The organism is Bacillus sp. K2I17 (assembly GCF_002209985.1).
GTDB lineage: Bacteria > Bacillota > Bacilli > Bacillales > Bacillaceae_G > Bacillus_A > Bacillus_A wiedmannii.
The window spans coordinates 130,123-148,740 of record NZ_NJGF01000011.1; the positions used below are offsets into that span (position 1 = coordinate 130,123).

20 protein-coding genes are annotated in these 18,618 nt (G+C 35.4%); 12 read left to right on the plus strand and 8 right to left on the minus strand.

The annotated features are described in order from the left end of the window. Window positions 1–19: 19 nt before the first annotated feature. Both narJ and narI read left to right on the plus strand, forming a co-directional pair. Entirely contained in the window at window positions 20–550 is a 531-nt protein-coding gene (narJ, locus tag CER22_RS15270; protein WP_000814221.1) for a nitrate reductase molybdenum cofactor assembly chaperone, read from the plus strand. 17 nt (window positions 551–567) lie between these two features. Next, window positions 568–1,257: a respiratory nitrate reductase subunit gamma gene (narI, locus tag CER22_RS15275; RefSeq protein ID WP_000969212.1), complete on the plus strand. Its 690-nt coding sequence runs from the start codon at window positions 568–570 to the stop codon at window positions 1,255–1,257. Window positions 1,258–1,350: 93 nt separating this feature from the next. Here the strand turns inward: narI and CER22_RS15280 are convergent, their stop codons facing one another. Next, a complete protein-coding gene (locus CER22_RS15280; protein WP_000185186.1) occupies window positions 1,351–2,043 on the minus strand; it encodes a Crp/Fnr family transcriptional regulator in 693 nt (230 codons plus the stop codon). Window positions 2,044–2,322: 279 nt separating this feature from the next. Between CER22_RS15280 and moaA the strand changes: the two genes are divergently transcribed. The 9 genes from moaA (at window position 2,323) to CER22_RS15325 (ending at window position 10,400) form a co-directional block, all read left to right on the plus strand. Further along, window positions 2,323–3,336: a GTP 3',8-cyclase MoaA gene (gene moaA / locus CER22_RS15285; protein ID WP_088609033.1), complete on the plus strand. Its 1,014-nt coding sequence runs from the start codon at window positions 2,323–2,325 to the stop codon at window positions 3,334–3,336. A 17-nt stretch (window positions 3,337–3,353) separates the two neighbouring features. Continuing rightward, window positions 3,354–4,367 carry a molybdopterin-synthase adenylyltransferase MoeB gene (locus CER22_RS15290; protein WP_088609034.1) on the plus strand — a complete coding sequence of 338 codons (1,014 nt, stop codon included), beginning with the start codon at window positions 3,354–3,356 and terminating at the stop codon, window positions 4,365–4,367. Window positions 4,368–4,411: 44 nt separating this feature from the next. Further along, a complete protein-coding gene (locus CER22_RS15295) occupies window positions 4,412–5,701 on the plus strand; it encodes a molybdopterin molybdotransferase MoeA (protein ID WP_088609035.1) in 1,290 nt (429 codons plus the stop codon). A 44-nt stretch (window positions 5,702–5,745) separates the two neighbouring features. After that, window positions 5,746–6,216, plus strand: a complete 471-nt coding sequence (locus tag CER22_RS15300; protein ID WP_046953626.1) for a molybdenum cofactor biosynthesis protein MoaE — start codon at window positions 5,746–5,748, stop codon at window positions 6,214–6,216. Beyond that, complete coding sequence (moaD, locus tag CER22_RS15305; protein WP_046953625.1) at window positions 6,213–6,446, plus strand: molybdopterin converting factor subunit 1; 234 nt, start codon at window positions 6,213–6,215, stop codon at window positions 6,444–6,446. The genes CER22_RS15300 and moaD overlap by 4 nt, the downstream gene beginning before the upstream one ends. An 80-nt stretch (window positions 6,447–6,526) precedes the next feature. Further along, window positions 6,527–7,696, plus strand: a complete 1,170-nt coding sequence (narK, locus tag CER22_RS15310) for a nitrate transporter NarK (protein ID WP_000841864.1) — start codon at window positions 6,527–6,529, stop codon at window positions 7,694–7,696. Window positions 7,697–7,967: 271 nt separating this feature from the next. Next, entirely contained in the window at window positions 7,968–8,165 is a 198-nt protein-coding gene (locus tag CER22_RS15315) for a PspC domain-containing protein (RefSeq protein ID WP_000737851.1), read from the plus strand. Between the two features lie 488 nt (window positions 8,166–8,653). Further along, window positions 8,654–9,397 carry an amidohydrolase family protein gene (locus CER22_RS15320; RefSeq protein ID WP_088609036.1) on the plus strand — a complete coding sequence of 248 codons (744 nt, stop codon included), beginning with the start codon at window positions 8,654–8,656 and terminating at the stop codon, window positions 9,395–9,397. Between the two features lie 85 nt (window positions 9,398–9,482). Beyond that, window positions 9,483–10,400 carry an AEC family transporter gene (locus CER22_RS15325; protein WP_088609037.1) on the plus strand — a complete coding sequence of 306 codons (918 nt, stop codon included), beginning with the start codon at window positions 9,483–9,485 and terminating at the stop codon, window positions 10,398–10,400. Between the two features lie 223 nt (window positions 10,401–10,623). On the opposite strand, the gene CER22_RS15330 is transcribed toward CER22_RS15325, so the two are convergent. The 7 genes from CER22_RS15330 to CER22_RS15360 all read right to left on the minus strand — a co-directional run bounded on the left by CER22_RS15330 (window position 10,624) and on the right by CER22_RS15360 (window position 18,089). Further along, on the minus strand, window positions 10,624–11,094 hold the full coding sequence (locus CER22_RS15330; RefSeq protein ID WP_088063164.1) for a precorrin-2 dehydrogenase: 471 nt from the start codon (window positions 11,092–11,094) through the stop codon (window positions 10,624–10,626). Further along, window positions 11,087–11,797 carry a sirohydrochlorin chelatase gene (locus tag CER22_RS15335; protein WP_088609038.1) on the minus strand — a complete coding sequence of 237 codons (711 nt, stop codon included), beginning with the start codon at window positions 11,795–11,797 and terminating at the stop codon, window positions 11,087–11,089. Before CER22_RS15335 ends, CER22_RS15330 begins: the two co-directional genes overlap by 8 nt. Beyond that, window positions 11,794–13,218 (minus strand): uroporphyrin-III C-methyltransferase, encoded by a 1,425-nt coding sequence (locus CER22_RS15340; RefSeq protein ID WP_088063166.1) that lies wholly within the window; start codon window positions 13,216–13,218, stop codon window positions 11,794–11,796. Before CER22_RS15340 ends, CER22_RS15335 begins: the two co-directional genes overlap by 4 nt. 58 nt (window positions 13,219–13,276) lie before the next feature. Further along, on the minus strand, window positions 13,277–13,594 hold the full coding sequence (gene nirD, locus CER22_RS15345; protein WP_088063167.1) for a nitrite reductase small subunit NirD: 318 nt from the start codon (window positions 13,592–13,594) through the stop codon (window positions 13,277–13,279). A gap of 15 nt (window positions 13,595–13,609) precedes the next feature. After that, the gene (gene nirB, locus CER22_RS15350; RefSeq protein WP_088609039.1) at window positions 13,610–16,015 is read right to left on the minus strand and encodes an NADPH-nitrite reductase large subunit; all 2,406 of its coding nucleotides are present in this window, start codon (window positions 16,013–16,015) and stop codon (window positions 13,610–13,612) included. Between the two features lie 208 nt (window positions 16,016–16,223). Then, window positions 16,224–16,931 (minus strand): iron-sulfur cluster repair di-iron protein, encoded by a 708-nt coding sequence (gene ric, locus CER22_RS15355; RefSeq protein ID WP_088609040.1) that lies wholly within the window; start codon window positions 16,929–16,931, stop codon window positions 16,224–16,226. 201 nt (window positions 16,932–17,132) lie between these two features. Beyond that, window positions 17,133–18,089 carry an excalibur calcium-binding domain-containing protein gene (locus CER22_RS15360; RefSeq protein ID WP_088609041.1) on the minus strand — a complete coding sequence of 319 codons (957 nt, stop codon included), beginning with the start codon at window positions 18,087–18,089 and terminating at the stop codon, window positions 17,133–17,135. Between the two features lie 208 nt (window positions 18,090–18,297). Between CER22_RS15360 and exsG the strand changes: the two genes are divergently transcribed. Beyond that, complete coding sequence (gene exsG / locus CER22_RS15365; protein ID WP_000395678.1) at window positions 18,298–18,450, plus strand: exosporium protein ExsG; 153 nt, start codon at window positions 18,298–18,300, stop codon at window positions 18,448–18,450. Window positions 18,451–18,618: the final 168 nt, after the last annotated feature.

Below are 18,618 nucleotides of genomic sequence, written 5' to 3' on the forward strand. Positions count from 1 at the left end.
ATAATGGGGGCGGAAAAATATGAAACAAAGTTTACAAACTGCTTTTTCATGTTCTTCATTCCTTCTTTCCTATCCGGAACTCGGGTGGAGAGAAGCTTTAACTGAATTGCAAGAAGAGATTGAAGCGATTGAACAGGAAGACGTTAAAGCATCACTTACAGCATTTATAAAGCAAGCGCTGGATAAAATGGATGATCAATTAATTGACTGTTACGTATATACATTTGATTTTGGTAAAAAGACAAATATGTATTTAACTTATATGAACACCGGCGAACAAAGAGAAAGAGGTATTGAATTACTAGAGTTAAAGCAGCATTATAAAAAATCTGGTTTTGAAGTAACAGATAAAGAACTACCTGATTATTTACCGTTATTACTCGAGTTTTTTGCAAATGCAAATGAGCAAGACAGTGAACCAATTATGAGTAAATACAAGGAGAACATACAAGCATTACACGTTCAGTTAAAAGAAGCAGGTAGTATGTATGAACCAATTCTTGCGGCTGTTCTACTCGCTATCGATACATGGGGTGTACAGACAAATTAGAAAGGAGAGTTGTCAAAATGATGGATCAATTTCTATGGGTATTGTTTCCCTATATCATTTTTGCGATCTTTATCGGTGGGCATATTTTCAGATACAACTATGATCAATTTGGATGGACATCAAAATCTAGTGAACTATTAGAAAAGAAAATGCTCCGAATCGGAAGTCTATTATTCCACTTTGGGATCATGTTCGTAATTGGCGGTCATGTTATGGGGATTTTAATTCCAGAGGCTGTATACCGTTCAATAGGTATTTCGGAGCATATGTATCATGTAGTAGCAATTAGTTTCGGACTTCCGGCAGGTGTTGCTTCTATCATCGGTTTAATTATATTAACGTACCGCCGCGTAACAGTAAAACGTATCATTGCAACGAGCACAAAGGGAGATTATATTGCGCTTATTTTATTACTTATCGTAATGCTAGCAGGGCTTTCCTCAACATTTTTAAACATCGACTCAAAAGGGTTTGATTATCGTACAACGATCGGTCCGTGGTTCCGAAGCCTCTTCATTTTCCAACCGAAAGTTGAATATATGATGGAAGTACCTGTATGGTTTAAAATTCATATTCTTGCAGGAATGGGGCTTTTCGCAGTATGGCCATTTACAAGACTAGTACATGTATTTAGTGCCCCAATTAAATATATAAGCCGTAGTTATGTAATTTACAGAAGACGTATTCCAAATGAATTGAAAAAATAATGTTGTTTTATATGTTTAGTAACTTATAAAGAAAGCCGAGATCTAATTGGAGACCTCGGCTTTCTTTATAGGTATAAGTATCTAAATAAGACGCTAATCAATACTACAAACAGAAGCAGAGCAATCTTCACAAGCAATTTCACGTTTTAAAAATTGTAAATCGTGGATTGTAATCTTTCCTTTATGAATAGAAATTGTACCTTGCTTTTTTAATTCATTTAACATTCGATTTACACTTTCGCGTGAAGTTGCACAGAAATTAGCGAGTTCTTGATTCGTTAACGGTAAATCGATGAGAATACCATTTTCTTTTAATACACCGTAACTATTTGTCATTCGAATGAGAGTAGAATAAAGGGCACCTTTTTTGCCGTGTAATACTAAATCTCGGAACTTCGTTTGCATTCTTCTTAAATGTTCACTAATCCATTTCATAAATTCAAATACAAGTGCGGGCTTTTGGAGTAATTCTCTTTCTAACGCTTCACGCTTGATAACGCCTACTTCAACATCTTCAAGGCATTTTGAATTTAATAAATACTTCGCATCGTCCGTGAACAATGTTAATTCTCCAATAATGTCATATGCCGAACAAATTCGAAGTGTTAATTCTTGTCCGTCAGCACTAAGTTTACTAATTTGTACTTTTCCTGAGTGGATAATATAGAGTTCGGTTGCCTCCATACCTTCTTGAAAAATAAAACTACCTTTTTTTATCTGCATTTTATATTCAACAGATGCAAGTAATTCCTTTAAATCTTGAGATAATTTCATACTGTTTGTCACAGCAATCACCTTTCTTCTTATAAGCAATCCATTTCCTATTTTGAGTGTAAGTATGCTGGAAATGCAAGAGCTATTTTAAAAATATAAGTGAAATTTCAATGACCGTAAGGAGTAGGCACTGAAGATGTGAACAAAATTCGAACGGATTTGTGAAGAATTTTTGAATGGGGAAAGTGATGTGAGAAAAGTCACATTGAATATGTAGCTTCTTTTTTATAATAAAGGCAAATGAAAAATTGAAAACTTACTAAGGATTGCAGCAGAAAAGAAGGGATATAGATGTACGAGAAAATGAAAGATTCTTTAGAACGTCCACTTCAAGATTTACGTATTTCAGTTATTGATCGTTGTAATTTTAGGTGCACATATTGTATGCCTGCTGAAGTGTTCGGACCTCATTACGCTTTTTTACAGGAAGAGTTTTTATTATCTTTTGATGAAATAGAGAGACTAGCTAGGTTATTTATAAGTATGGGAGTTGAAAAAATTAGGCTTACTGGTGGCGAACCGTTATTGCGTAAAGACTTACCGGAATTAATTGAAAGACTTGCAAAGCTAGAAGGCTTAAAAGATATTGGGCTCACAACAAACGGTATTCATTTAGCAAAACAAGCTCAGGCGTTAAAAGACGCGGGATTAAAACGTGTAAATATTAGTTTAGATGCGATAGAGGATCACGTCTTCAAAAATATAAATGGCCGAAATGTAAGCACAAAACCTGTATTAAAAGGAATTGAAGCAGCAAAGGCTGCAGGATTAGAAGTAAAGGTAAATATGGCCGTAAAAAAAGGAATGAATGATAGCCAAATCCTACATATGGCTCGTTATTTTAAAGAACAAGAAATTCAGCTTCGTTTTATTGAGTTTATGGATGTGGGCAGTACGAACGGATGGAACTTTGAACAAGTGATTACGAAGGAACAATTAATAGAGAAGATTAATCGCGTATATCCAGTTGAGCCTGTTACACCTCGTTACTTTGGAGAAGTTGCGAAATTGTATCGATATGTAGGGAGCAATGCAGAAGTTGGGTTTATTACTTCAGTATCAGAGTCATTTTGTTCTTCTTGTACGAGAGCTCGTATTTCGGCAGACGGTAAGTTTTTTACGTGCTTATTTGGAGAAAAAGGAACGGATTTGCGAACGCTTCTTCGAGAAAATATTTCGGATGCCTCACTATTAAAAATTTTACAACATACATGGAGATATAGAACAGATCGATATTCAGATGAAAGAACGGTGGAAAGTACAAATAAACGTCCAAAAGTTGAAATGTCATACATTGGCGGATAGCGAAAGGAGGATTCTCTATGCAAGAGCGATATTCAAGGCAAGTATTGTTTTCTGGAATTGGTGAAATGGGTCAAAGAAAAATAAGAGAAAAGCAAGTGCTCCTAATCGGTGCGGGTGCACTAGGAGCTGCAAATGCGGAAGCGCTCGTTAGGATGGGAATTGGGAAATTGACAATTGCCGATCGTGACTACGTCGAATGGAGTAATTTACAGCGGCAACAGTTATATACAGAAGAAGATGCAAAGCATTGTAAACCGAAAGCAATTGCAGCGGCAGAACATGTAAGAAAGATTAATTCTGAAGTGGAAATTGTACCAGTTGTAACAGATGTCACAATGCAAGAAATAGAAGAGTTAACAAAAGATGTGGACCTTATCATAGATGCGACTGACAATTTCGATACGCGTTTACTTATAAATGACATTTCACAAAAAGAGAATATACCTTGGATATACGGCGGATGCATCGGGAGTTACGGTGTAACGTATACAATTCTTCCTGGGAAAACACCATGTTTTCGCTGCCTAATGGACCATCCTATGAGCGGTGCAACATGCGATACAGCCGGAATCATTCAGCCAGCTGTACAAATGGTTGTTGCTCACCAAGTAACAGAGGCGATGAAAATATTGGTGGATGATTATGAGTCGTTAAGAGGGACGATGTTATCATTTGATATTTGGAACAATCAATATCTCTCATTAAAAGTAAATAGACAGAAAAAAAGTACATGTCCATCTTGCGGAAAATCACGAACGTATCCAAGTTTAACATTTGAAACGCAAATGAAAACGGAAGTGTTATGCGGACGGAATACAGTTCAAATCCGTTCAGGAATAAAGAAAAATCTTAATTTAAACGAAATTCAAAAACGATTACAAAAGAGTGTACATGTCAAAAAAACGCCATACTTACTATCATTTCTAATTGATGAATATCGTTTCGTTTTATTTACAGACGGTAGGGCATTTATTCATGGGACAAATGATGTGAAAATAGCAAAACGATTATACGCAACATATATAGGGTGAACAGAAAAGTGAGTGGCACCTTATTGGAAAGAGGTGAAAAAAGAATGTTAGAAAAACGTATACCAATTCCAGTGGTAGAAGCAGTTGCGCGTGTAATGGAATATGCCTACCAAGGTGAAATAGAAAAGGTTTCTCTTATAGAAAGCTACGGTAGAACGCTTGGAGAAGCTGTTATTGCAGATCATGATGTCCCTCATTTTGATCGCTCTCCATATGACGGGTTTGCGATTCGAGCAGAAGATACAAAAGAAGCAAGTAGCAGTAATCCCATTCTGTTTGAAGTGATTGGTGAAATTGGAGCCGGTTTTGTTTTTACAGAAGAAGTGAAAGCATTTCAAGCTGTCCGTATTATGACAGGAGCCGCAATTCCGAAAGGGTGTAATGCGGTTGTTATGTTAGAGCTAACGGAAGGATTTGAAGAAAAAGAAAAGACGTATATGAAATTAAAACGCTCCTTCGCCGCTGGTGATAACATTTCTTTTAAAGGTGAAGATGTAAAACAAAATACCATCCTTGTGAAAAAAGGGACTGTTATTAACCCTGGAGTAGTGGTGCTTCTTTCAACGTTTGGTTATAGTACCGTTCACGTTGTAAAACAGCCGGTTATTGGAATTGTAACGACAGGAAGTGAACTGCTTGAAGTACATGAACAATTAAAGCCAGGGAAGATTCGAAATAGTAACTCCTATATGATAGCTGCTCAAGTTGAACGAGCGGGCGGAGTTGTACAGTATTATGGACAATTTGCTGACGATTTTGAGACATGTTATAACACTGTGAAAAAAGCGATAAAAGAAGTCAATATTTTAATTACAACTGGTGGTGTTTCGGTAGGAGACTATGACTATTTACCTGCTATTTATGAGAGACTACGAGCTAATGTACTTTTTAACAAAATAGCGATGCGACCAGGAAGTGTGACAACTGTAGCTGAGCTAGAGGGGAAACTATTATTTGGTCTATCTGGTAATCCTTCTGCTTGTTATGTCGGTTGTGAATTATATGTTCGGCCAGTCATTGGAACATATTTGCATAGAAAAGATTCGCACATATATCGTGCAGAGGCAATATTACAGAAAGACTTTCTGAAAGCAAACCCATTTACTCGTTTTGTACGAGGGAAAGTGGAAATTGTAGATGGAACATTGCAAGCTACACCAGTTGGTTTAGACAAATCTAGTGCAATTTCTTCACTTGCAGAGGCCAACGCATTTATCGTCCTGCCGGGAGGAACGAGAGGATTTGAAGCAGGAATAACTGTTTCGGTACTGTTATTAGAATCAAGCGCCGGAAGTGAGTGGCCGTGGGAAGAACCACTTCGATCATACAAATAATAGAAAAATAGATTGCTAACTTATACAAAGATAAGAGGTGCGAGATGACACATACGTATTATGAAGTAATTGATACACCTATTTCAATTGAAGAAGTTACAAACAAAGTAATTCTTCGTGAATGTGGCGCAGTTGCAACTTTCATTGGTACTGTTAGAGAATTTACGAAAGGCCGTCGTACGCTATATTTAGAGTATGTAGCATATAAGTCAATGGCGGAGAAACAGCTTAAGAAAATTGGCACCGAAGTAGGAGAGAAGTGGCCTGGGACAAATGTCGCCATTACACATCGCATTGGTACATTACAAATTTCTGATCTTGCTGTTGTCGTCTCTGTTTCTACACCACACCGGAAAGCAGCCTATGAGGCGAACGAATATATTATGGAGCGTATAAAACAAATCGTTCCAATTTGGAAGAAAGAATTTTGGGAAGATGGTGAATCATGGATAGGTGATCAGTTAGAAAAGGTAGCATATGAGAATGATGAGCCTGGAAAGGGGATGAGAATATGATTGAAGTACTATTATTTGCACATTTACAAGAAGAAGTAAGCAAGCCAGCATTACACATAGATTATGAAAATATTACAGTTGCTGAACTAAAGGAAGTCCTTATCACGAAATACAACGTAGCAATTTCAAATGAGATAATGGTCGCTATAAATGAAGAGTATGCAAATGAGGATGACATCATTCAAACTGGCGATGTCATAGCGATAATTCCGCCAGTAAGTGGTGGTTGATTCTTTTCAGCCTAATCATGTAAGGACGTGATTAGGCTGGAGGGAATGAATATAACTATGCATACATAGGAGGGAACAGGATGAAAAGTCCTAATTTTCAATTAAGTTTACAAACTTCTAATCTAGTTATCGGTTTTATGGTATGGGTCATTTTATCATCATTAATGCCTTATATTAAAGCGGATATTCCATTAACTGCGGGACAAATTTCTATGGTAACGGCAGTACCGGTTATTTTAGGTTCTGTTCTTCGCATTCCGATTGGTTATTGGACAAATCGTTTCGGCGCAAGAAAATTATTCTTTATTAGTTTTATTCTATTATTATTTCCTGTCTTTTATATTAGTGTTGCCAATTCAATGATGGATTTAATTATTGGTGGATTATTTGTAGGGATCGGTGGAGCTGTATTCTCCGTAGGCGTAACTTCTTTACCGAAATACTTTCCGAAAGAGAGTCACGGTTTTGTAAATGGTATTTACGGTGTCGGTAACGCCGGAACAGCAATTACTTCGTTTTTAGCACCTGTCATTGCAACTTCAGTTGGCTGGCGAACGACAGTACAGTGTTATTTAGTTTTACTTGCAGCGTTTGCACTTATGAACTTTTTATTAGGCGATCGTAAGGAGAAAAAGGTGAATACGCCACTAATGGAACAAATAAAAGGTGTATATAAAAATGAAAAACTTTGGTTTCTATGTATCTTTTATTTTTTAACATTCGGATCGTTTGTTGCATTTACCGTATACTTACCAAACTTCTTAGTATCTCACTTCGGATTAGAGAAAGTGGATGCAGGTATGCGGACAGCTGGATTCATCGTATTAGCAACAATTATGCGTCCGATTGGTGGTTGGCTTGGTGATAAGTTTAACCCGTTTAAAATATTAATCTTCGTATTTATCGGTTTAACACTTTCAGGTATTATTTTATCATTTATGCCTAGTATGAACGTGTATACATTTGGTTGCCTACTAGTCGCATTTTGTGCAGGGATTGGTAATGGTACAATCTTCAAACTTGTTCCCATGTACTTCTCAGAACAAGCTGGTATTGTAAATGGACTCGTTTCAGCTTTAGGCGGACTAGGAGGGTTCTTCCCGCCCCTAATTTTAACTTTACTATTCCAACTAACAGGCCATTATGCAATTGGATTTATGGCATTATCAGAAGTCGCACTTGCTTGTTTAATCATTACAGTGTGGATGTATAGTCAAGAAAAGCTGTTAGTGATGTTAAAAAATCATTAATAAAGAAAAAGAACCATCCTAAAGTAATCTAGGATGGTTCTTTTAGTAATAGGCTTCGATATGTTTTTTATTGCTAGCTTAACAAACACTTGTATTCTAAAATAATGTGGTTTAAAAATGAAAAACAGAAGTTTTATGGAATTTTATGTTAAAATATAGATATCAGATGTTATTCAATTAAAGGGCAAGTTAGTTAAAGGGATGTTAAATCTATTCCAAAGATTGAGCTAATTTTTAGAATACAAATATTTAATCGGATCGGGGTGTTTAGATGAAAAAATTATATAAGTCTACTCAAGATAAACAAGTTTCAGGTGTACTAGGTGGCTTAAGTGATAAGTATGGAATTGATGTAAGTATCCTTCGCATAGTAACTGCATTATCCGCTTTTTTTTCTAGCGGATTTACAGTGTTACTTTATATAATAGCTGCAATTGTTTTGCCTACAGATAAAGATATTAAGAGATAAATGTATGAACTTAAATCTAATTCTACAATCGAGAACGCTGTTTTTTGTCTATTGAAAGTTTCCAAAGTAAAAGCTACAGTACGATTGTTATAAGACTGAAATGAACAAACGAAAAATCCTCATAAAACATTCGGAATATATCGAGAACGAAAATAATAACTTTTGAATGAAACGATGACTATTGATCGCTAACGAATCGATAAATAGTCGCTCCTTTCTAAAAACTATATATTAATATATAAAAATTAATATAAATGTATAGGAATATCCCGAAAATTTAAAAATATATGACGGTATTTATAACAAGAAAAAACTTCATATTTTTTAGGGCCAGATTTTTTGGTAAGGCTAATGGATATTATGAAAAAGTACACTTAAAATAAAGTTTAGGTCGATAAGATAAAATTATGAATTTGTATAAATAATCCATAATTTTCTTTATGAGTCATATTTGATATGTTAAAGAAAAGAGAGGGGAGGGAAATGAAATGAGAATTTTTGATGCACATTTTCATATTATTGATTTTAATTTTCCGATTATTGAGAACCAAGGGTATTTTCCACCCAACTTTGTTGTAGAAGATTATCAGAATGAATCTCCTAATTTGAATGTAATTGGTGGAGCGATCGTATCTGGTTCTTTCCAAGGGTTTGATCAAGAATATTTATTAAAGGCACTAAAACAGTTGGGTTCAACATTTTGTGGCGTAACACAATTACCTTTTACAGTGACGGATGAAGAAATACTAAATTTAAATGAAAATGGGGTAAAAGCATTACGCTTTAATATTAAAAGAGGTGGTTCAGAAGATTTATCGAAGCTGGATTACTTTGCTAGAAGAGTTCATGATTTAGTAGGATGGCATAGTGAGCTTTATATGGATGCAAAAGAGTTGCCCGAAATTGCATCCACTATAGAAAAATTACCAGCTATATCAATTGACCATTTAGGGTTATCAGAAGAAGGTTTACCACATTTATTAAAACTAGTTGATAAAGGGGTACATGTGAAAGCTACTGGTTTTGGTCGTGTCGAATTAGATGTTGAGAATGCCTTAAAGTCGATTTATGAAGTTAACCCATATGCACTTATGTTTGGAACAGATTTACCATCTACAAGAGCAAAAAGACCTTTTGAGTATGGAGATATCAAATTGATTCAACAGCTATTTGATGAACAAGCTACCGGTAACATCCTGTATACGAATGCTTTTAAATGGTATTTTGGGTAGCGTCATGGTCTACATTTGAATTAAATGTGTCCAAATTTAGTAAAGCGTTTAATCAAACTAAAATATATGTAGAATGAGGTTTTAAATGTTTGTTTTTATTATATTAGACGTAATATTACCAATATTAATATTGATGCTAATTGGTGCAACCTTACAAAGGAAGTTCCAATTTAACTTAAAGCAGCTATCAACACTTATTAATTATTGCTTGATGCCAGCGGCTGTATTTGTGAATATATATGATATTAGTATAGAAACAGGTTTGTTGCTCCAGATAATATACTATTTAATGCTTTACAGTCTGAGTGTGATGATAGTAAGTCATTTCATTTCAAAAACATTAAAGTTAGAAAAAGGAGAAAGTGCAGCTCTAAAAAATAGCATTTCGTTAATGAATTCCGGTAATTATGGATTACCAGTAAGTCAATTGATTTTCAGTCACAATCCAGTGGGGGTTTCCATTCAGATTTTCATTGTTATTTTTCAGAATATTTTAACTTATTCATATGGGATATATAACTTACTATCAGCAACAAAAACAATCGGAAGTATTATTCAATCATTTCTAAGATTGCCTGTATTTCATGCACTCATATTAGGGGTTCTCTTTCAATCTTTTACAATTCAAATACCTAATTCTATCTTTCTACCTCTTAATCAGCTTGCGAATAGTTTTGTTGCAATAGCACTCATATTGCTAGGAGCGCAATTATCCAACATTAAGCTTAATTTTTTCCATCGAGTCATAACATGGGCTTTAATTGGAAGATTATTGATGGGACCATTATTAGCACTTGCCATGATCTACCTACTAAACATTGATGGTATTGTTGCACAATCATTATTTATTGCAAGTTCTTTTCCTACTTCAAGAAATACATCAACGATTGCTATGGAGTATCAAATAGAGCCTGAATTACATGCACAAATCGTTCTATTTTCAACACTTTTCAGCATTATTACAGTAACTGTCGTTATTTATTTGTCATATATTTTGTTTTGAATATACATGCAAAAACGATTAGATTTGAGGCGGTAAATGATGGACAGAAATCCCATCAATATGAGAAGAAAACAGTCTTTGATATATTAGGTGTCGTTTACAATTGTACCATGCCTAATAATCAAGCGGCTTAATTCAAAAAAGGAACCAAAACAAAAAGAACAAACGCTTCTAAAAAACGTTTGTCCAAAGGTAATTACTATTTTAGCTAAGAAATAGATTATTATTTGTGAGTACGAGAAAGCTTTTTTATAAGTTTAGGAAATATAGATGTTAGTGCCTGCTTCAAACGCTTTGTATATGATGGATTTTTACCTGAAGTTGAAATAGTGACAACATATTCATCATGTCGGATGACACCAGGTGTGTGAAACGATGATTTTGTACCATCACTTACAACATTAACCCACTGGAAATCATGGGCGGCCTGTTTGACCATCATATTTACAGCATGTTGATTTGTAGCTGCATAAATAAGATGAGCATCTTTAATATCATCATTACTAAAAGTTTTTTGCTTCCAAGTAATATAAGGTAGTTCCTTCATTTCCTCGCAAATTTCTGGGCTGATAATGGTGACAAAAGCGCCTGTATCTTTTAATCCAGACGCTTTTCGATATGCAATTTTACCTCCACCAACTATAACAACTACTTTTTTATTTAGATTAAGCATAAGAGGGTACATGTTATACATACACACATTCCTCCATTCGTTCTAATAATGTCAATTTCATATATGTATCAAACTGAAGACAGTTACAAGTCGTGATGTGAGCATGTTTTTTTGTATGCAACTTAATTTTTTGAAGCAACAGTCCGGTAAAGAGAAGATAGGGCATGACATATACATGGGAGGCAGTCGATGTTATAGCCTTGAGCTCAGCAGTAAAAGAGGGTGCTCCTTTCGTTAAAAAGGAGCACGATACTGGCATACCGAGTTTTCGTTCGACAGCTGCTCCGATTTGTTGTAACTCATGTATCGGCTGTGGATTACTGCTACCTCTTCCTACGAGTAAAATACTACTATCTTGCATTGGCATAGTTTCACGTATTCTTTTCACTACAAGTTCCACCATATGTGGATGCGTACTAAAGGGTGGTACAACTGAAAATGTTATTTGTGGATATTTCTTTTGTAGTTGCTCTATTTCAAAAGGAATATCAAGTTTATAGTGAGCTGCTGCAAATAATAAAACAGGTACAATCATTATTTCAGTTGCGCCCTCTAGTATCGTTTCTGTAACTGCATCCGAAATGGTAGGTGTTGTTAGTTCTAGAAAAGCCATTTTTTGAATTCTTTCGTTACGTTCTTTCATAACAGATTGAATAAAGTGAATGAATTGCTCATTACCTTCTTGCAGGCGACTCCCGTGTCCAACATATACAATTCCTTTCATCGTACCACCAAATCTTTCTTCATAACCATGTCTTGTAATTGCTCATCTACATGATGAAGTCCGACTTTATTCGCATAGTGTAAAGTTGGAACGTCGGTATATGAGAAGGGAAGAGTAAGAATATCGCTAAAGCCAAGGCGTTTTATTTCTGATAGAAATGTATCAATTGAGGCACGCCCTTCAAATACAATACTATCCCATGAGAATTCAGAAAGCATACGAGAATGGACTTCATCGAAGCGATGATCAATTGTATATTCATGAGTCATCATATATGACCCAGCACCAATTGTCTCTTGAATAAAAGCAATTCGGTTAATATTTCGTCCTAAATAAACAGTTGTATCGGAAGAGAACTCTGCTTGTTTACTTAGTAGTCCATATTGTATAAGTTTTTCTTGAGTGGCAACGTTCATATGTTGTAGTTGCGCCTGTAAAGAACGAATATCTTTTTGGTGTTTACTACATGATCGCATCAATATTTCTACACTTTCAGCTGAACAAAATACAAGGCGATCAACGTTAAAAATTTCATTGATTTGTTCAAGTTTTAATGTGTATTCTGCTTTTTTGAAAGTAGGAATTTGATATATTTCTGCACCGGCTTCTTGTAACTTTTGCTTCATTGAACTTGTTTTATTCGTTGCGGATGCAAATAAAACTTTTTTACCATGTAATGGTTTACGTTCTTTCCAAGCGATTTGATTACGTAAGGAAACGACATCACCAACAATTGTCATGGATGGATTTGAAATATTCTCGTTTTTGACGATAGGAACAATGGTTGAAAGTGTTCCTGTGACAACGCGCTGCTTTCCGGTTGTACCCCATTCAATGACGGCTACTGGCGTATCTTTTTTCTTTCCTGCTTGTAGTAAGTTTTCACAAATTGTAGGTAAGTTTTTTATACCCATGTAGTAGGCAATTGTGTCGCTATTGTGGGATGAATTATATTTTCCATGATCGGTTAAAGGGCCTTTCGCATGCCCAGTTAGTAAAGTGACGCTATTACTGTAGTTACGGTGGGTGAGGGGGATACCTGCATAGCTACTAGCGGCGATGCTAGATGTAATACCTGGTACGATTTCATATGGAACGTTCGCTGCTGCTAAAGTTTCTGCTTCTTCACCAACACGGCCGAAAATAGATGGATCTCCGCCCTTTAAGCGGACAACGATTTTTCCTTCTTTCGCAAATTGAAGGAGGTGGGCGTTAATCATTTCTTGTCGCATAGTATGATTCTTTGGTATTTTTCCGCAATAAATAAGTTCACATGTTTCTTTTGTATAACTAAGAAAGAAAGGGTTTAATAAACGGTCATATAAAACGATATCTGCACGCTTTAAACAATCTATTGCTTTCTTTGTAATAAGCCCTTCATCACCTGGTCCTGCACCAACTAAATATACATATCCGTTCATCATCGCACCTCATCAATTTTTATTTAAAAGGAAGCCAGAGGAGGCTTCCTTTCGAAAATTACATGTATAAATAAATGTCACCATCAATAACTTCTACTTCGTATGTTTGAATACAGCCGTCATCAGGTTTTTGAACTTCACCTGTTAGTAATGAAATTTTCCAATCATGCAGTGGACAAAAAACGAATTCACCAGATACAATTCCTTCGGCTAATGGTCCGTTTTTATGAGGACAATGATTTTCTACAGCTTGAATATCGCCATTTGAAAGGCGGAATAGGGCGATAGACATACCTTTCATTTGTACCTCTTTACCGATTTGAATAGGAAGATCTTCTGCACGCATAACTTTTATTTTTTCTTTCGTTTGTATCATATAGATCACAGCTCCTTATTTCACAGTTTCTACTTCATACATCGCTTTTAATGATTTCGTTTCCAGTGCTTGTCCCCAAGCTTCTTTATATGTGCCACGAGCTGTTTGGAAACGTTCATTTAACTTAGTGACCATATTTACATCTTGCAGTATTTCTTTTATGTGATCGAAGCCTAATCGTTCTGTCCAGTAGGCAGTACGCTCTCCGTAAATACCAGTTTCACGATAATATTGCATGTAAGCTGTAGCGATGCGAAGGACATCATCTTCAGTAGAGACAATCATTACAAAATCAGCTTCACGTACTTCTGTACCACCATTTCCGCCAATATAAAGTTGGTATCCATTTTCGACACAAACAACTCCAAAATCTTTCGTCAGTAATTCCGCACAGTTACGCGGACAACCCGTTACACCCATCTTCATTTTATGGGGTGTATCTACCATTTCTAATGATTGTTCAAGGAGCATACCAAGTCCTAATGAATCTTTCGTACCGAAACGGCAGAAGCGAGAACCAACACATGATTTTACATTACGAAGCGATTTTGAATACGCATACCCCGAAGTCATATGTAAGTCAGCCCATACGTTAGGTAAATCTTGTTTCTTAACACCGTATAAGCCAATTCGGCTCGCACCTGTAATTTTCACAAGAGGAACATCATATTTTTTCGCAACTTCAGCAATTTTCATTAAATCATCTGCTGTTGTAACGCCTCCGTACATACGTGGAATAACAGAGAATGTACCATCGTGCTGAATGTTACCGTTCATTCTTTCATTAACGAAGCGGGACGCTTTATCATCTTCATATTCTTCTGGAATCGCCATACGTAAATAGTAGTTCAAAGCAGGACGACATTTCGAACAGCCATCTTCATGTACAAAACCAAGAACATTTCGTACTTCTTTTGGAGATTTTAAACCTTTCTCGTGAATGGCTGCTACGACTTCATCACGTGATAAAGTTGTACATCCGCACATACCAGCAGACTGCGCAGAAGCATCAAAAGCATCTCCGAGTGTATGAGATAAAACTTGTTCCACAAGCGGACGACATTTACCACAAGATCCTGCTGCTTTCGTGCAGCCTTTTACTTCTTCAAAAGTAGTTAACTCTTGTTCTAAAATGGCATGAACGATTGTACCTTTCGTAACACCATTACATCCACAAATCGTGTCATCCGCACTCATTGTAGCAATGTCAAGTTCACTTTCTTCACCAGCTTTGTGAAGAATGGAAGCTGGTGTATATTCTTGTATATCTTCTTCTTTCTTTAACATGCTAAAGAGGCGTGTACCATCAGCTGTGTCACCATATAAAACGATACCAACGACTTTATTGTCGCGAATTAATACTTTTTTATAGGAACGTTTACATTCATCAAAGATCGATATTGCTTTCGTCTGATCATCTTCATATATTTGACCAGCAGAGAATAAATCACAACCAGCAACTTTTAATTGTGTACCGACGATACTGCCCGTATATCCATTCGTTTGTAAATTCGTTATATGTTTCGCTAATATTGCCCCTTGTTCATAAAGAGGAGCAACAAGTCCATAAGCGATACCGTCATGCTCTGCACATTCGCCAACTGCATAAATGGATTCATCATTTGTTAGCATATAGTCATTGACTACAATGCCGCGATTGACAATGAGACCAGCATCTCTTGCTATTTTCGTATTTGGTCGTATTCCGACAGCCATTACGATTAAATCACAATCTACAACTTCACCATCTTCAAATTGAATGCCCTCAACATAGTCTGTACCAAGAATTTTTACAGTTTTCTTTTCCATTAAAAACTTCATGCCTTGTGCTTCTAAATCTTCACGCAGAAGAGAAGCTGCTTTCGTATCTAGTTGTTGCTCCATTAAGTTAGGCATTAAATGAACAACATGTACGTCCATTCCTAAGTCAATTAGACCTCTTGCGGCTTCTAAACCGAGTAACCCGCCACCAATGACAACGGCCTTTTTCTTTTCTTTAGCGGTATCTATCATAAATTGTGTATCTTCAATAGTTCGAAATCCTGTTACACCGGGAAGTGTGGAACCTTCAACAGGTAAAATAAAAGCACTAGAACCTGTTGCAATAATGAGCTTGTCATATGTAAGAGTACGATTCTTTTCTGTAATAATAATTTTTTCTTCTCGGTTAATACTTTGAACTCTTTCGTTTGTATACAAAGTTATTTCGTTTTCATCGTACCAACTATATTCATTCATAATGATATCTTGCATATTTGTTTTGCCTTGTAAAACATGAGAGAGCATAATACGGTTGTAGTTTGGATGCGGTTCATCTCCAAAAATAGTAATCTCATAGGAATCACTATCATGTTTTAATATTTCTTCCATACAGCGTATGCCAGCCATACCATTTCCGATCATAACTAAACGTTTTTTCATTTTTGTTTCCCCTTTTTATGTGAAATATTGAACAAAGGATTATATTTTTATTATAGAAAATTAAAAAAGGGGGAGATGTGATATTTATCACACTTATATAATGATTCACAAATTGTTAAAATTCGGATTTGTTTGAGGGGGGCGTGGATATTTTTCGCAAAATGAAAAAGCAGGACATAAGTATTTACACTCATGTCCTGCACTTGATTTATGCTCTTGTAATGGCACGCGGAAATAAAATATTATTTTCTAAATGAATATGCTCAAATAAATCAGACTCTAGCGCTTCAAGGCGTTGATAAACAAGTCGATAAGTGCCGCAAGCTCCTTCTGGAGGAGTAAAGTCATTTGTCACTTTACGAAGTTCTTTTATAATATTTCCGGCGTGGCTATGTTCATTTTCCAACTCATCTACTACCTTGCTTAACTTTTCATAGTTTTCATCAGTTGGATTTTGTTCAAATTCTAAAATTAAGGGAAAATCTTCCGTTTCTTCTTTAATTAAATGCTGTTCTAATTCCATTTTAAGTTCATGAAATAGCTTATGAATTTGAGCTAAATGAGGCTGATTTACTCCATGAACACGTAATACTTTCGTCACATATGGACTTAACTGCGGTAATTCTTCATTTAAATAACGATGATGCTTATTAATTACATAATCAATCAATTCACGATAAGAAGCATTTTTCCAATCAATTTCAGATTCATTTAATCGTTTCGTATTATGATAAAGTGTATTTAACTTTGTAATTACTTCAGAAGCCGGTAAATTTCTTTCATGAATTGCATCAATAAGCGGCTTATTACCACCACAACAAAAATCTATTCTATACGATTTAAAAAGATTACTAGCTTTCGGAAATTGCGTAACAATCTCACCAACAATTGAAGTTTCAGTAAATGTATGTTCCATATGAATGCCTCCATAAAGTTTAAATGTAATATCTAAATTAAGAATAGCGATAAATGAAAAACAATGTGGTGATTGAAATCACTTATTATGTGTCTGATTTGAGAATAATAGGAGTGTTATAAATGGAAGAGAGAGAGAAGGTAATTAATCGCAATACTATTTGATAAAAAAAGAAGCTTACTAGAAGCTTCTTTTTTTATACTATTTTTCACATGCAACTCCATCACCATCACGATCAAGTTTAGAGCTATAACCTGGTTGGTCTCTATATAAAGGAGCTTTCCCAGCACTTCTAACTGCGGCACAATTTGCGTAAGTTACATTACTATTGTTACTTGCAGCAGGTTGTGTTTGAGCTTGCTGTGCTTTTTTCTGTTCCTCTTGTTGTTTACGAGCTTGCTCATCAGCTATGCGTTTTTGCTCTTCTTGTTGCTTACGAGCTTGTTCATCAGCGAGACGTTTTTGCTCTTCTTGTTGTTTACGAGCTTGCTCATCAGCCTGGCGTTTTTGTTCCTCTTGTTGTTTACGAGCTTGCTCATCAGCCTGGCGTTTTTGCTCTTCTTGTTGTTTACGAGCTTGTTCATCAGCGAGACGTTTTTGCTCTTCTTGTTGCTTGCGAGCTTGCTCTTCGGCTTGGCGTTTTTCATCCTCTTGCTTACGAGCTTGTTCTTCCGCTTGACGCTTCTCATCTTCTTGCTTTTGAGTTTTTTCATCTGCTTCTTTCTTTGCTGCTTCATCTTTTTTGTCGCTATCTTTTTGTTCTGCATTGTTAGATGCAACTTTTTTACTAGTAGCTGCCGTCTTTTCAGAAGAAGGGTTTGAAATACTTGATAACGCACCAAAAATGACAAATAAAATAGCAGTGATTATAAATTGTTTTTTTGCTACACCTGTCTTTTTAATTACGGATAAGATTGCTAGAACAAGGAAAAAAATAAATAAAATTAAACTTAAAGTAGCAAAAAAATCGATGACTGGGTGTTCAGATTTTGTAGTGCCCATTCCTGTTAAGAGAATTGAAATCATAAAAAGAATAACAGTAGGACGACCATATTGTTTTGCTTTTCCATTTTTCTTAAAGAATGAAATGATACATAGTATTAAAAGAATAAAAGCAATAAAAAATAAAGCTGCACCAATATTACTCAAAATTGCCATTTTTATACCTCCATTTGTAAGATTTTCACTATTGATTATATAGGAACTTATTGGATATTACACGATTTATATAAATTTAGAAAATTAGTATTTTTAATAGACTTATAAACATTTATTTCGTATATAAGGAAAAACGGATACATTCCCTATTACATTTTCGGAGAGAATTCATAAAGTGTAATATGACGATTGAAAGGAGGGGGTTTAAATGGAATTCCAATTATTGGTAACTTGTATATTACAAGAAGGTAATGCTTTCTTTTTAGTAACGAAAGTAGACGATGTTATTACGTTAAAAGTACCGATTACTGCGGGAGTAGCAGGTTTATTCTTAGCTTTAGGTGTACCAAGATGTTCTTAATTTAAGTTTCTAGAGTAAAAGGGAAGGGATATACCTTTCTCTTCTACTCTTACATAATATGATTATGTAAACTGAAATATTGTTTTGTAATAGCACGTTTAAAATGGACATGCATATACTATAATGTTTCATTGGATGTTAGTGATGAAAGGTAGTTTTCACACGTGC